The sequence below is a fragment of the Pseudarthrobacter sp. ATCC 49987 genome (genome assembly GCF_009928425.1).
GTDB lineage: Bacteria > Actinomycetota > Actinomycetes > Actinomycetales > Micrococcaceae > Arthrobacter.
Window position 1 is genome coordinate 25,262 of record NZ_JAABNS010000002.1, and the last position, 13,830, is coordinate 39,091.

Here is a 13,830-nt window from a genome sequence, read left to right on the forward strand (position 1 = left end):
GTCAGTTTCCCTGCCCTGATCCCGAGTACGCCAGCTGGAGGACTGCGCCTTTGCAGCCGTCCTGGAGACGTGGAGTGTCGAGCATGGCGATCCGGGGCCATTGGGCCGGGGGAACGCCAAGCTGTGAGAGCGAGCTGTTGCCGGACGGGACTGTCAGGGGATAGCGCCCGCTGTACTGCGCCACGGCATAGTCCTGTGCCGTGCAGGGCAGGTTCGCCGCGATTGCCTTCGACGTGCGGACCACACCCGTGATCGAGACGGTCAGATTGCCGACGTCGATCCCCTTATCCGGGTTGTTGAATCCGAGGTCCAGGGACCGGCTCGTCCCGGGGGCGAGAAGGCCCGACACATCGCCGGCGAGCCCGAAGACGCGCAGGGGCGCCTTGACCCGGAACTGGACCTTGACGGCTGCCGACTGCAGGGAGCCGCTCTGGCCCGTAAGCGTCAGATCGTAGTCTCCAGCGGCTGTAGCGGATGCCGTGGATACGTTCATGCTGAGCTGGGCTGTGTTCCCGGCCGTCAGCTTGACGGACGACGGCGAGAAGCTGGCCGCTGCCTCCGCGGGGACACCGGTGACTCCCAGTAACACTGTGCCTGCGAATCCGCCGGTGGAACTGACGGTTGCGGAATAGCTCGTGGCCTGTCCCTGGTCCACGTTCCGGGTGGACGGCGTGACCTGCAGCAGGATTCCGGGCTTTTGCGGGGCCGACTGCTGCCCGGCGGCGTAGAGTGTGCCCGCGGGCAGGAAGATGGCCAGCAAGCCAATCATGAGGGCACGGCCGGCGAGGCCCGCATGACCCCTGGCGAGCCGGAAGAACCGCAGTGGATGCAGCATTACCTATCCTCCTTCGACCGGGCGCCTTGGGCGGGTCGTGGTGTCGGCGGTGACTGGTGGGTTGCTGTGCGGCGGCCCGAAGGCCGCCCCGGCGGGCCGGGTGTCCGGCCCGCCGGGGACACCAGCTACACGCTGCCGACAGTGACCGTGACGACGGCTGACTTGCAGGCATCCTGGTTGGCGGCGTCATTGAGGAACGCCAGCGTTCCCGACCCCACCTGGGTGCCCGTGCTGTTCGCCCCGACTGCAGTGTTCGACGTGTCGGCGCTGACTGTGAACCAAGCCGGCAGGCATCCGGCCACGCTCGTGGTCACACTTGCGGTGAGGGCGCCGACGACGGTGCCGGTGTTGGAGCTGTTATCTGCCGTGTACGTGACGGGCACCGAGTTGCCCGGGGCCAGGCCGGCGGCGAAGCTGGCATGCAGGGTCACGGTGCCGCCGCCGGTGGAGTTGGCGGCGGTGCCGGTGCCGGTGCCGGTGGTGGTCCAGTAGGCGTAGGCCGTGCCGCCGCCGACTGCCACGAGGGCAACCGAGGCTGCAACGGCGATGACCTTGCTCTTCTTGGTGAGCTTGCGCATTTGTGAGACTCCTTCTGTGGGGCACCCGGACAGAGGAGTCAACAGGCAAGAGCCGCTTTCCCCCCAATCCTGCGGTTGCCATCGCTGAATCGAATGGCCTCATCGTTTCCTCGAAGCGGGGGCTTCACAACACGTAGTGGTACCTGTCTATTGCGGCGTGGACTACTTGCCTCGACGCAGAATTACTGGAATTCAGGACACCGGGTGGTCGCGAAAGGACGTACCCGCAATCCCGGCCCGGGCGCGGCGGGAAAAAGCTTGCCGGGACCAGAAAGTGGCCCCGGACCCCGGCCACCAAGTGTTCCGGCGCACTGAAGTGAGTACATCTTCAGGTGCGCCACGTAGCAGCGCGGCTGAAACTCGAGTACCTTCCTCGCGGGACCCCGCGGACGGCCACCCTGTTGAATTGGGGTTGCCAGCCAGTTGAGCCGGCAAGTCGGACAGTGGTAGATGCCGGGGGGCACCGCATGTTGAAGCACTTCACGTTTGATCCAATGTGGCCGGGAAAGTCGGCGCCTGGACCTGCACTGATCGCGGGCAGGCCATGAACTCCGGGCTCAGTGCCCTGGCCCTTATCGCCGGATCCCTGCCCGGCTCAATCCTTTTGTCCCTGGGCCAGACCGTCGTCGTCGTGTGTGTCTGCTTCGACATGGTCCGTGCGCTCTCGGTGCCGCGGTCCCACCGCCGGTACGTGGCAAACACGGTCTTCACGACGCTGGCCTGGCCCTCGATCCTGATCAGCGCGGTCACTGTGCTCATCGATGCCGCCAGCGGGACATGGCAGGACGTCGCGGGCGGAGTCTTTGTGATGGTCATGGTGATCTTCCGGTGGCGCAACGGCGGCGATGAGGACAGCTGGTGGAAGGGCAAGGGCAAGAAACTGGCCGACTGGTTCCGCAACCAGACCGCTTCCCGGTCCGTGACTGCACCCGCCGCGGCCTAACCTAGCGTTGCTATGGCAGCCCGACGTTCCCTAGTGGCGGATCGTCAGTAGCTGGCGGGGGTGCTGGCGGCCTCAGCCACCGGGTCCGGTGGGATGAATTCGGCAGCGAGTGCTTCGGAGCCGCGGGCCAGCAGGGCGACGTCGGCTCCGACCAGGATGAAGTTGGCGCCGTTGGCCAGGTAGTGGCGGGCGGTGTCGGGGTTGAAGGCATTGACGCCGGCGGGTTTCCCGGCCGCTGTAGCGGCGGTGAGGCAGTGTTCGACGGCGGCCCGCACCTCTTCGTGTTCCTGCTGTCCCAGCAGACCCATGGACGCGGCAAGGTCGGAGGGCCCCAGGAAGATGGCGTCCACGCCGTCCACCGCCAGGATGTCCTCGACCGCGTCGACAGCGGCGGCGGATTCGATCTGGACGGTGACGCTGATGGTTTCACCGGCCCGGGCGAGGTAGTCCGGGACGCGGTTCCAGCGGGCGGCGCGGGCCAGGGCGGAGCCGACACCGCGCACCCCGTGCGGCGGGTAGCGGGTGGCGGCCACCGCGGCTTCTGCTTCGGCGGCTGAGTGGACCATTGGGATCAGCAGGTTCTGGACGCCCAGGTCCAGGTACTGCTTGATCACCACGGTGTCGTTGACCGGGGGCCGGACCAGGGTGTGGATGGGGTAGCCGTGGATGGCCTGGAGCTGGGCGAGGATGGATTCGAGCCCGTTGGGGCTGTGTTCGGCATCCACTAACAGCCAGTCCAGGCCGGACCCGGCGCAGAGTTCGGCCACCAGCGGGCTGCCCGAGCACACCCACATCCCGGCCAGCGGGCGGCCGGCAGCGCCGGTTTGGTTGCGCAGGGCGTCCCGGAAGGTGTTTTGAGGTTCTATTCGAAGCGGCATGTCACAACTCCCAGTGGTCCGTAGTCTGCGTGGACGGTGTCGCCCTTGGACACCCACATCGGCCGGGTAAAGGAACCGGCCAGGATGATGTCGCCGGCTTTCATGCTGTCCCCGTGGGCGGCGATCTTGTTGGCCAGCCAGTGCACCCCGTTGGCCGGGTGGTCCAGGACCCCGGCGGCAACACCGGTCTCCTCCACCGTCTGATTCTTGTAGAGGATGGCGGAGACCCAGCGGAGGTCCACGGCGTCGGGCTTCACCGGGTTGCCGCCGATCACCATGGCCCCCATCGCGGCGTTGTCCGAGATGGTGTCCACGATGGTCCGGCCCTCCATCTCGATCCGGGAATCCAGGATCTCCAGGGCCGGAACCACGTAGTCCGTGGCCCGCAGGACATCGAAAATGGTGCAGCCGGGGCCTTTGAGCGCGTCTTTGAGGACAAACGCCAGCTCCACCTCCACCCGCGGGTGGGTGTACTTGTCCCACTCCACCGAGCAGCCGGTCTCGAGCACCATGTCATCGAAGATGGCGCCGTAGTCCGGTTCGGTGATGCCGGTGGCAGCCTGCATGGCCTTCGACGTCAGACCGATCTTCCGCCCCACCAGGGTCCGGCCGGCTTCCTCGCTGCGGCGCCGCCACAACTGCTGGACCGCGTAGGAGTCCTCCACCGTCATATCCGGGTAGCGGGCAGTCAGGCGGGGAACAGGCTTCCGGTTGCGGCCGGCTTCGAGCAGTTCGTCCGCGATGGCCTCAATCGTTGTGGCATCCAGCATGGCTACAGCTGCGCCCCGAGCTTGAACCCGGTTTTCTCGCCGGCATGGCCGTCCTCTTCCTTGCGGGTGTAGGAGAAGCCGTCGGCACCCACGGTCACTGCCATTTCGCTCTTTTCCTCGCGGATGATGACCGGCTGCGGATTGCCGTCCAGGTCCAGGACCAGGGAGGCCTCGGTATACCAGGACGGGACGACGGGGTTGCCCCACCAGTCGCGGCGCTGGTTGTCGTGCACGTCCCAGGTGATGACGGGGTTGTCCGGGTCGCCGGTGTAGTAGTCCTGGGTGTAGATCTCGATGCGGTGGCCGTCCGGGTCCAGGATGTACAGGTAGAAGGCGTTGGAGACGCCGTGCCGGCCCGGGCCGCGCTCGATCCGGTCGGAGATGCGCAGCGCGCCCATTTTGTCGCAGATCTGGATGATGTTGTGCTTCTCATGGGTGGCGAACGCGACGTGGTGCATGCGCGGGCCGTTGCCCCCGGTCAGTGCGGTGTCGTGCACGGTCTGCTTGCGGTGCATCCAGACGGCGTAGGTGACGCCGTCGGAATCCTGGATGTCCTCCGAGACCCGGAAGCCGAGGTCCTCAAGGTACTTCCGGCCGCGCGGGACGTCCGGGGTGACCTGGTTGAAGTGATCCAGCCGGACGAGTTCGCCGGCGGAGTAGAGGTCGTAGCGCTGGGTGAGGCGTTCGACGTGCTCCACGTCGTAGAAAAACTCGTAGGGGAAGCCCAGCGGGTCCTCGACGCGGACGGAGTCGCCAATGCCCTTGGTGAAGCCTTCCTTGCGGCGTTCGGTGCGGCAGCCGAGTTCCTTATAGTAGGCCTCGGCGGCATCGACCTCGGCGGGGGACTTCACCCGGTAGGCGAACGCGGCGACGGCGGCGATGGGTCCCTTGCGCAGCACAAGGTTGTGGTGGATGAACTCCTCCAAGGAGCGCAGGTAGATGTTGTTCTCGTCTTCCTCGGTGACGTGCAGGCCAAGGAGGTCAACGTAGAACTCGCGGGACTTGGCCAGGTCCGTGACCACGATCTCCATGTAGGCGCAGCGGACGATGTCCGGTGCCGGGACGGAGGGGGTCGGGATGAAGTTGGTCATGGTCATCTCTCTTCTTTGAAAGGGGGGGCAGGACGCGGGTTAGGCGCCGAATTTGGGAGTGTGGACGGTGCCGAGGGTGATGTGGACGGCCTGCTGGTCGGTGTAGAAGTCGATGGAGCGGTAGCCGCCCTCGTGCCCCAGGCCGGAGGCCTTGACGCCGCCGAAGGGGGTGCGGAGGTCGCGGACGTTGTGGCTGTTGAGCCAGACCATGCCGGCCTCGACGTTCTGGGAGAAGTTGTGCGCCCGGGTCAGGTTCTGGGTCCAGATATACGCCGCGAGCCCGTACTTGGTGTTGTTCGCCAGGGCGAGTGCTTCGTCGTCGGTATCGAACGGGGTGATCGCCACGACCGGGCCGAAGATTTCCTCCTGGAAGATCCGGGCGTCCGGTGCGACGTCGGCGAATACGGTGGGCGCGATGTAGTTGCCCTCCGGCAGGTGGGCCGGGCGGCCGCCGCCGGCCAGCAGCCGGCCTTCGGTTTTGCCGATTTCCACGTAGGAGGCCACCTTGGCATAGTGCTCCGGGTGGACCAGGGCCCCGACCTCGGTCTTGGGGTCGTGGGGGTCGCCGACCACGATGTTCTTGGCCCGGGCGGCGTACTTGTCGCAGAATTCCTCATACACGGCACGCTCCACCAGGATCCTGGAGCCGGCCGTGCAGCGCTCGCCGTTGAGCGAGAAGACGCCGAACAAGGCGGAATCGATCGCGGCGTCGAGGTCGGCGTCGGCGAACACCACGCACGGCGACTTGCCGCCGAGCTCCATGGACAGGCCCTTGAGGTTTTCCGCGGCGTTGCGGAAGATCGTCTGGCCGGTGGTGGTTTCGCCGGTGAAGGAGATCAGCGGCACGTCCGGGTGCTTCACCAGCGCGTCGCCGGCTTCCTCGCCGAGGCCGTTGACGAGGTTGAAGACGCCGTCGGGCAGGCCGGCGTCTTTGAAGATGGTGGCCCAGAGCGAGGCGGACAGCGGGGTGAATTCGGCCGGCTTGAGGACAACGGTGTTGCCGGTTGCCAGCGCCGGGGCGAGCTTCCAGGACTCGAGCATGAACGGCGTGTTCCACGGCGTGATGAGGCCCGCGACGCCGATCGGCTTGCGGTTGACGTAGTTGATCTGGGCGCCAGGGACTTTCATGGCGTCGTCGAACTGGGCCACGATCAGGTCCGCGAAGAACCGGAAGTTCTCCGCCGCGCGCAGCGCCTGGCCCTTGGCCTGGGTGATCGGCAGGCCGGTGTCGAAGGTTTCGAGCTCGGCGAGCCGTGCCTCCTGGGCTTCGACGGCGTCGGCGATCCTGTTCAGGACCCGGGAGCGTTCCCGCGGCTTCATCCGCGGCCACGGCCCGGTGGTGAAGGCCTTCCGGGCGGCCGCGACAGCGAGGTCGATGTCCTCTTTCTGCCCGGCGGCGGCGGTGGCGTAGTTGGTGTTGGACACCGGATCCAGGACGTCGAAGGTCTTGCCGCTCAGGGAGTCGACGAATTCGCCATTGATGTAGTGCTGGATGTGGGTGGGAAGGTCCTGCGGAACGTAGTGGGTTGTAGCTTCTTCGGCAGTGAACGTCATTGTCTTTCCTTACTGCTGGGGCGTGTGCTGGTCGGTTGCAGCGGCCTGGGCGAGGTAGGCGTCCAGGGTGGCGGAGCGGTGGAGGCGGGCGGCCTTTTCGATCTCGTCGGAAGTGGCGCCCGACTCGATGAGCTTCAGGAGTGCCTCGTGTTCGTCGACCGATTCGTGGGCGCGGCGGGGGACGAAGCGGAACGTGGAGGACCGCAGCGAGGCGAGCCGGTTCCAGCCACGGTGGACGAGGTCCAGGATGTGGGGGTTGGGGCAGTGCTCGAACAGCATGCTGTGGAAGTCCTGGTTCAGCCGGGTGAACCGGACGGGGTCGAAGTGCTGCAGGCATGCGCGCATCTCGGCGTTGACGGCGCGGGCACGGGCTATGTCCGCCGGCCCGATCAGGGGAGCAGAAAGGGCCGTGGCGGCACCTTCCACGATGCTGAGGGTTTGCATCGTGTAGAGGTACTCGGTGGGGTCGATCCCGGCGACGGTGGCGCCGACGTTCCGCTCGAATGTCACCAGCCCTTCGGCCTCGAGCCGGCGGATGGCTTCGCGGACCGGCACCACACTGACGCCCAGATCCTCGGCGATCTTCGCCAGCACCAGCCGGTAGCCGGGGGAGTAGGCCCCGTCCACGATCCGGGCCTTGACGGCCGCGTAGGCCTGCTCGGACTTGCTGACTGTGTGCGCGGCGGGGTGAGTACCTGTGTTTGTGCCTGTGGCAGTCGCCGTGTCAGTCATTGGCTTTGCCTGCTTCCCATTCCTCGTACTTGGTCCGCCATGCGGTGTTCAGCGGGTAGAGGCCGTCCACGCTGTGACCCTGTGCCACCATCTCGGCGATGAAGACTTCCTCGCGTTCCTGGGCGATGGAATCGTCCGCGAGTTCTTCGGCCAGGGCCGGCGGGATCACCAGGATGCCGTCCGCGTCCGCCACGATGATGTCCCCGGGCTGCACGGTGGCGCCGCCGCAGGCGATCGTGATGTCCGTGTCCCACGGGATGTGCCGGCGCCCGAGGACTGCGGGGTGCGGGTTGGCGTAATAGGTGGGCATGTCCATCGCAGCCACGGCGGAGAAGTCACGGACGCCGCCGTCGGTGATGACGGCGGCGGCGCCTCGGACCTGGGCGCGGAGGGCCAGGATGTCGCCGATGGTGCCGGTGCCCTTTTCGCCGCGGGCCTCCATGACGAGGATTTCGCCCTCGTTGACCGAGTCGATGGCCTTCTTCTGGGCGTTGAAGCCGCCGCCGTGGGTCTTGAAGAGGTCCTCGCGGTTGGGCACGTAGCGCAGGGTCCGGGCCAGGCCCACGATCCGCCTGTCCGGGCGGGTCGAGGTCAGGCCGTCGATGCTGACGTTGTTCAGGCCGCGCTTGCGCAGCTGGGAGGACAGGGTGGCCGTGCAGACGCTTTCGAGCTTCGCCTTCAGCTCCGGCGACAGGACATGTCCGACGGCGGCGAGTCCGGCCGCTTCACGCGAGCCGTAGGCTTCCTCCCGCTGGAGGTCATCGGTCCTGGGCTGCGCGCCGAAGTCCGCGAACGGCGTCGTGCCCTCCTCGACCCGGGTGACCAGGCGGCCCGTGGAGAAGCCGGCAGCGGCGGCGCCCGCCGTCGTGCTTTCGGTGCTGACTTCAACTTCGACGACGTCGCCCGGCTTGGCCACGGAGGCCCCGGCGGGGGTGCCGGTGAGGATGATGTCGCCTTCCTCGAGGGTGAGCAGCTGGGAGAGATCAGCGACCAGGCGGGCAAACGGGAAGAGCAGGTCACCGGTGGTGTCGTCCTGGACCAGGTCGCCGTTGTGCCAGGTGCGGATCCGTAGTTGTGCCGGGTCGACGGCGTCCGCGGCGATCAGTCCCGGGCCCACCGGCGTGAAACCGTCGCCGCCCTTGGACCGGAGGTTGGAGCCCTTGTCGGCGTAGCGGAGGTCGTAGACGCCAAGGTCGTTACTGGCCGTGATCCACCCGACGTGGTTCCAGGCGTCCTCGATGGCCACGCGCCGGGCCGGCTTGCCGATGATGAGGGCGATCTCGCCTTCGTACCCGAGGAGTTCGCAGCCGGCGGGACGTTCCACCGTTGAGCCGCTGAGCGCCAGGGAGGAGGATGGCTTCAGGAAATACGACGGCTGCCCGGGTGTCCGGCCGCGCTGCGCTGCCCGGCTGGGGTAGTTGATGTGGACCGCAATGACCTTGCGCGCTGCGGCCAGGAGGTGGTCGGTGACCTGTTCCAAGAATTACTCCTCATCGAGTACGAAATCGTATACGAAAACTATTGCCCAGGAATCGTGGGACGTCAACCCCTTGCCTGGGGGAGTTTTCCGGGTACTTGTAACCCGCGTCATATCTGCCGTACAGTTTTGCCTGGAGATATGAGTTCTATTATCGAACGTCAAGTTCTAATATCGAACACCCCGACGGCGACAGTCCGCCACACCACGAAGTGCCACACAGCGAAGTGAGGAAAGCCCGTGCAGTTCCACCACCACGGTTACGTATCCGGTGACCCGCGAGTCCAGCCAGCTGCCGGCGTCGGCATCGATCGGCCCACAGAACTTCCTGACGAGGTCGACGTGCTCATTGTGGGCACCGGACCGGCGGGCGTTGTCACCGCCGCGCAGCTGTCCCAGTTCCCGGGCCTCACCACCCGGATCGTGGAGCGCCGCGACGGGCGGCTCCCCATTGGCCAGGCCGACGGCATCCAGGCCCGGAGTGTCGAGACCTTCCAGGCCTTCGGATTCGCCGAGCGGATCATCGCCGAGGCCTACCGCATCACCGAGATGGCCTTCTGGAAGCCGGACCCCGCGGACCCGTCCCGGATCGTCCGGGCCGCCCGCGCCGTGGACGACACGACAGGCATCAGCGAGTTCCCGCACCTCATCGTCAACCAGGCCCGCGTCCTGGACTACTTCGGCGAGTTCATGGCGAACGCGCCCACCCGCATGGCGCCTGACTACGGCCTGGAGTTCCGGAGCCTCGAGGTCTCCGACGCAGGCGAGTATCCCGTCACCGTCACCCTCGTCCACACTGCCGGCCCCGATGAGGGCCGGGAGCGCATTGTCCGGGCGAAGTACGTCGTCGGCGCGGATGGCGCCAGGAGCAAGGTCCGGGACTCGATCGGCTGCACCCTCGCGGGCGACCAGGCCAACCACGCCTGGGGCGTCATGGATATCCTCGCCGTCACGGACTTCCCGGACATCCGCACGAAGTGCGCGATCCAGTCCGGCACCGGCGGCAGCATCCTGCTGATCCCGCGCGAAGGCGGCTACCTGTTCCGCATGTATGTCGATCTTGGCGAGGTCGACGGGAACGACAAAGGCGCCGTGCGCAGCACCACCATCGAGCAGATCATTGCCCAGGCGAATGAGATCCTCCACCCCTATACCCTCGACGTCCGCAATGTTGCCTGGCACAGCGTGTATGAGGTCGCCCACCGCCTCACTGACCGGTTCGACGACGTCCTGCCGGACCAGCTGGGCACGCGCACGCCGCGCGTGTTCATCACCGGCGACGCATGCCACACGCACAGCGCCAAGGCCGGCCAGGGCATGAACGTTTCCATGCAGGACGGCTTCAACCTGGGCTGGAAGCTCGGGCACGTGCTCGAGGGCCGCAGCCCGGAAAGCCTGCTGTCCACGTATTCGGCCGAGCGCCAGGTCATCGCGAAGAACCTCATTGACTTCGACAAGGAGTGGTCGACGCTCATGGCGAAGAAGCCCGAGGAATTCGAAAGCCCCTCGGAGCTCGAGGACTTCTACGTGAGCACCGCCGAGTTCCCGGCCGGATTCATGACCCAGTACGCCCCGTCCATGCTCGTCGGCGAGGCCGACCACCAGGACCTGGCTGCCGGCTTCCCCATCGGCAAGCGCTTCAAGTCCGCGTCCGTTGTGAGGGTCTGCGACACCAACCCGATGCACCTGGGCCACCACGCCACGGCGGACGGGCGGTGGCGCATCTACGTCTTTGCCGACGCAGCAGCGGCCGGTGCCCCGTCACCCACCACGGACTTCGCCGACTGGATCGCGACCGCGCCGGACTCCCCGCTCGCCGCCACCCCCAGGGGGGCCGACCTCGACGCGTGGTTCGACGTGAAGGTGATCTACCAGCAGGACCACACGGGTGTCGACATCGGCGCGGTCCCCCCAGTGTTCAAGCCGCTGGTGGGCCCGTTCCAGCTCACGGACTACGAGAAGGTCTACGCCACCGATCCGACGGCGGACATCTTCGAGCTGCGCGGCCTGGACCGCGGCGGCGTCGTTGTGGTGGTCCGCCCGGACCAGTATGTGGCCAACGTCCTGCCCCTCACGGCGACGGCGGAGCTCGGCGCGTTCTTCGCGCCCCTCCTGCAGGCAGGCAACCGCACCCCCGAGCTCCAGGACCACGCGGGCTAAGCACCGGTCCGGGTACCCCTGCGCGCTGCGGGAAACGTCCCGTGACACGGCAAAGGCTGAGCGCTACGGGTATACCCGCAGCGCTCAGCCTTTTGCGCGTCGCCAGCCCGGATCCGTAGCGGATTCCTAGGCGGGTCCCGCCTGCGCGGCGAGGACCTCAGCTTGCGGCTGCTTGTCCGGTCCGGTACTCGGCTGCGGCATAGACGCCCAAAATGCGCACTTCGGTGGTGAAGAAGTCCAGCTCCTCAAGGGCCAGGCGGACGGGCAGGTCCTCGGGGTGACCTTCGACGTCGGCCATGAACATGGTGGCAGCAAACTCGTCGCCCACCATGTAGCTTTCCAGCCTTGTCATGTTCACGCCGTTCGTGGCAAACCCGCCAAGCGCCTTGAATAGGGCAGAAGGAACGTTCCGGACCCGGAACAGCAAACTGGTCACAGCCGCTTCCGGCAGCGCCTCCCGGGACGGCAATTCCTTTTCCGGCGCCAGGACCACGAACCGGGTGGTGTTGGACGGGTCATCTTCCACCCGCGAAGCCAGCACCTGCAAGCCGTAGATCCGGGCAGCGAGCGGGGGAGCGAGGGACAGCTTGGTCGGATCATTCCACTCCCGCACTTCACGGGCAGAACCGGCGGTATCGCCGGCAATAACAGGCTTCAGGCCGGCACTGCGGATCAGCTTGCGGCACTGGCCCAGGGCATGGATGTGGCTGTGGACCTCAGTGGCCCCCTCGATGGTGCTGCCCGGGATGCCCAACAGGTCAAAATGAATCGGAAGAAAGTACTCGCCCACTATCTGCAGACCGGATAGCGGCAGCAGGACGTGGATGTCAGCCACCCGGCCGGCGATCGAGTTCTCAATAGGAATCATGGCCAGGGCAGCCTCCCCGCCGGATACCAGCTCTAAGGCATCCTCGAAGCTGGCGCACGGGACGCTTTCCAGCTCGGGAAACATCTGCGCGCACGCAATATTGGAATTGGCGCCGGGCTCACCCTGGTACGCAATCTTCTTGACCATGGTCGGTATGCTGTCATGCCGGGAGCCCTAGTGCCCAAACGGTTCGCGTTCAGCGTCACAAGCCGGGGGTTCCGCGACATCGAGCCCCAGTCATCTGGGATACCCGGAGGCCGGGGCAAACTCCCCCGGCCTCCGCCGTCGCAGGTTACCCCCGGCCGGTCAGCCGTTGATGACCTGGGGTACGCCGAGGGCCTTGAGTCCTTCGACGCCGAATTCCAGGCCGTAGCCGGATTGCTTGGCGCCGCCGAAGGGGATGCGCGGGTCAACGGCGCCGTGCTTGTTGATCCAGACGGTGCCTGCCTCGAGCCGGGCCGCGACCGTGCGGGCTTCCGCCGGATCGGCGGACCAGACGGAGGCGCCGAGTCCGACGTCGAGTCCGTTGGCCATAGTGACGGCCTCGTCCACCGTGCGGTAGCGGATGATGGGCAGGGCGGGGCCGAACTGTTCCTCGGCCACCAGCGGATTGTTGTTGTCGATGTCGGCCACCAGGGTGGCGGGGTAGAAGTAGCCGGGCTGGTCCGTGGCCGGGTCGCCGCCGAGCAGGATCTTGGCCCCGGAATCGCGGGCGTCCTCTACCAGCCGGGCCACGATGTCGAACTGCTGCTTGTTCTGCAGCGGGCCCAGCACATTCCCCTCGTCGAGGCCGTTGCCCATGGGCATCGCGGCGGCGACCGCGGTGAGTTCCTCGCAGACGGCATCGTAGATGTCGCCGTGGACGTAGAGGCGCTTCAGGGCCGCGCAGGTCTGGCCGGTGTTGATGAAGGCGCCCCAGAAGAGGCCCTCCGCGATAGCCTTGGGGTCGGCGTCGGGCAGGACGATGCCTGCGTCGTTGCCGCCGAGTTCCAGGGTGAGGCGTTTGACCGTGTCCGCGGAGGACCTGATGATGGCTTTGCCCGTGGCCGTGGAGCCGGTGAACATCACCTTGCCGATCGTGGGGTGCTCGGCCAGCCTTGCGCCGACGTCGCGGCCGCCGGAGACGACGGTGAGGAGGCCTTCGGGCAGTTCCTCGTTGAGGACTTTCGCCAGGGCCAGGACGGACAGCGGGGTGTATTCGGACGGTTTGACCACCACGGCGTTGCCCATCCGGAGGGCCGGTGCGATCTGCCAGATGGTGATCATCATGGGCCAGTTCCAGGGCCCGATCGCCCCGACGACGCCGATGGGCCGGTAGTGCAGTTCGGCGCGGGTTTCGCCGTCGTCCACCACGGTCTCCGGCTCCAGGACGGTGGCGGCAGCCGTGCGGAGCCAGGCGGCGCAGGCGCCGACCTCGAACCGTGCATTGGGGCCGTTGAGGGGTTTGCCCTGCTCGCGGGAGAGCAGGCGGGCGAGTTCCTCGGCAGAGCGTTCGACGGCGTCGGCGGCCCTCAACAGTGCGGCGCTCCGCGCGTCATGGCCCAATGCCGCCCACGCGGGTTGGGCGGCGGCTGCAGCGGCAATGGCCCGCTCCAGGTCCTCCAGCGTGTGCACCGGCGCTTTGCCGACGACAGTGCCGGTGGCGGGGTCAAGGATGGTCCGGGTGTCGCCGGTGTCAGGGGTGATCGAGGCCAGAAGGGCGTCGTAAGTTTCCATGGGGTGTACTCCACATCGAGTAGTTGGCCGTACTGTCATGTCCGAGTGTCCTCCGGTGTGCGGCGCGCAGTCTTGTCTTTGCGCGAACTGCAGTTGACCCAGTGCGAAGGATCGCGGCGGCCTTGGATGCCGTTGCGCTGAGGAACAACAAACGATCGCTGATCGACAAAAGGGTGACAGGCGTCACCTGCAATGCTGGATTGCACGGTGCAAGACACCTCTCCCTTT

The 13,830-nt window shown here is 66.7% G+C and carries 12 protein-coding genes; 2 read left to right on the plus strand and 10 right to left on the minus strand.

Features of this window, described 5'->3' with window-relative positions:
* Position 1 precedes the first annotated feature (1 nt).
* Both GXK59_RS19410 and GXK59_RS19415 read right to left on the minus strand, forming a co-directional pair.
* On the minus strand, positions 2–835 hold the full coding sequence (locus GXK59_RS19410) for a COG1470 family protein (RefSeq protein ID WP_160663337.1): 834 nt from the start codon (positions 833–835) through the stop codon (positions 2–4).
* Positions 836–960: 125 nt separating this feature from the next.
* Positions 961–1,413 carry a hypothetical protein gene (locus GXK59_RS19415; RefSeq protein WP_160663339.1) on the minus strand — a complete coding sequence of 151 codons (453 nt, stop codon included), beginning with the start codon at positions 1,411–1,413 and terminating at the stop codon, positions 961–963.
* Between the two features lie 496 nt (positions 1,414–1,909).
* Between GXK59_RS19415 and GXK59_RS19420 the strand changes: the two genes are divergently transcribed.
* The gene (locus GXK59_RS19420) at positions 1,910–2,356 is read left to right on the plus strand and encodes a hypothetical protein (RefSeq protein ID WP_337248049.1); all 447 of its coding nucleotides are present in this window, start codon (positions 1,910–1,912) and stop codon (positions 2,354–2,356) included.
* Positions 2,357–2,400: 44 nt separating this feature from the next.
* Here the strand turns inward: GXK59_RS19420 and GXK59_RS19425 are convergent, their stop codons facing one another.
* The 6 genes from GXK59_RS19425 to GXK59_RS19450 are packed head-to-tail and all read right to left on the minus strand — an operon-like array spanning position 2,401 to position 8,861.
* Positions 2,401–3,234: an HpcH/HpaI aldolase family protein gene (locus GXK59_RS19425; RefSeq protein ID WP_202129033.1), complete on the minus strand. Its 834-nt coding sequence runs from the start codon at positions 3,232–3,234 to the stop codon at positions 2,401–2,403.
* A complete protein-coding gene (gene hpaH / locus GXK59_RS19430; protein WP_160663341.1) occupies positions 3,219–4,004 on the minus strand; it encodes a 2-oxo-hept-4-ene-1,7-dioate hydratase in 786 nt (261 codons plus the stop codon). Before hpaH ends, GXK59_RS19425 begins: the two co-directional genes overlap by 16 nt.
* 2 nt (positions 4,005–4,006) lie before the next feature.
* The gene (gene hpaD / locus GXK59_RS19435) at positions 4,007–5,095 is read right to left on the minus strand and encodes a 3,4-dihydroxyphenylacetate 2,3-dioxygenase (protein WP_160668900.1); all 1,089 of its coding nucleotides are present in this window, start codon (positions 5,093–5,095) and stop codon (positions 4,007–4,009) included.
* A gap of 39 nt (positions 5,096–5,134) precedes the next feature.
* On the minus strand, positions 5,135–6,649 hold the full coding sequence (gene hpaE / locus GXK59_RS19440) for a 5-carboxymethyl-2-hydroxymuconate semialdehyde dehydrogenase (RefSeq protein WP_160663343.1): 1,515 nt from the start codon (positions 6,647–6,649) through the stop codon (positions 5,135–5,137).
* A 9-nt stretch (positions 6,650–6,658) separates the two neighbouring features.
* Entirely contained in the window at positions 6,659–7,381 is a 723-nt protein-coding gene (locus GXK59_RS19445) for a GntR family transcriptional regulator (protein ID WP_160663345.1), read from the minus strand.
* A complete protein-coding gene (locus tag GXK59_RS19450) occupies positions 7,374–8,861 on the minus strand; it encodes a fumarylacetoacetate hydrolase family protein (protein WP_160663347.1) in 1,488 nt (495 codons plus the stop codon). Before GXK59_RS19450 ends, GXK59_RS19445 begins: the two co-directional genes overlap by 8 nt.
* Positions 8,862–9,098: 237 nt before the next feature.
* Between GXK59_RS19450 and GXK59_RS19455 the strand changes: the two genes are divergently transcribed.
* The gene (locus GXK59_RS19455) at positions 9,099–11,018 is read left to right on the plus strand and encodes an FAD-binding monooxygenase (protein ID WP_160663349.1); all 1,920 of its coding nucleotides are present in this window, start codon (positions 9,099–9,101) and stop codon (positions 11,016–11,018) included.
* A 157-nt stretch (positions 11,019–11,175) separates the two neighbouring features.
* On the opposite strand, the gene GXK59_RS19460 is transcribed toward GXK59_RS19455, so the two are convergent.
* Complete coding sequence (locus GXK59_RS19460) at positions 11,176–12,033, minus strand: prephenate dehydratase (RefSeq protein WP_160663351.1); 858 nt, start codon at positions 12,031–12,033, stop codon at positions 11,176–11,178.
* 159 nt (positions 12,034–12,192) lie between these two features.
* Positions 12,193–13,602, minus strand: a complete 1,410-nt coding sequence (locus GXK59_RS19465; RefSeq protein ID WP_160663353.1) for an aldehyde dehydrogenase family protein — start codon at positions 13,600–13,602, stop codon at positions 12,193–12,195.
* Positions 13,603–13,830 lie beyond the last annotated feature (228 nt).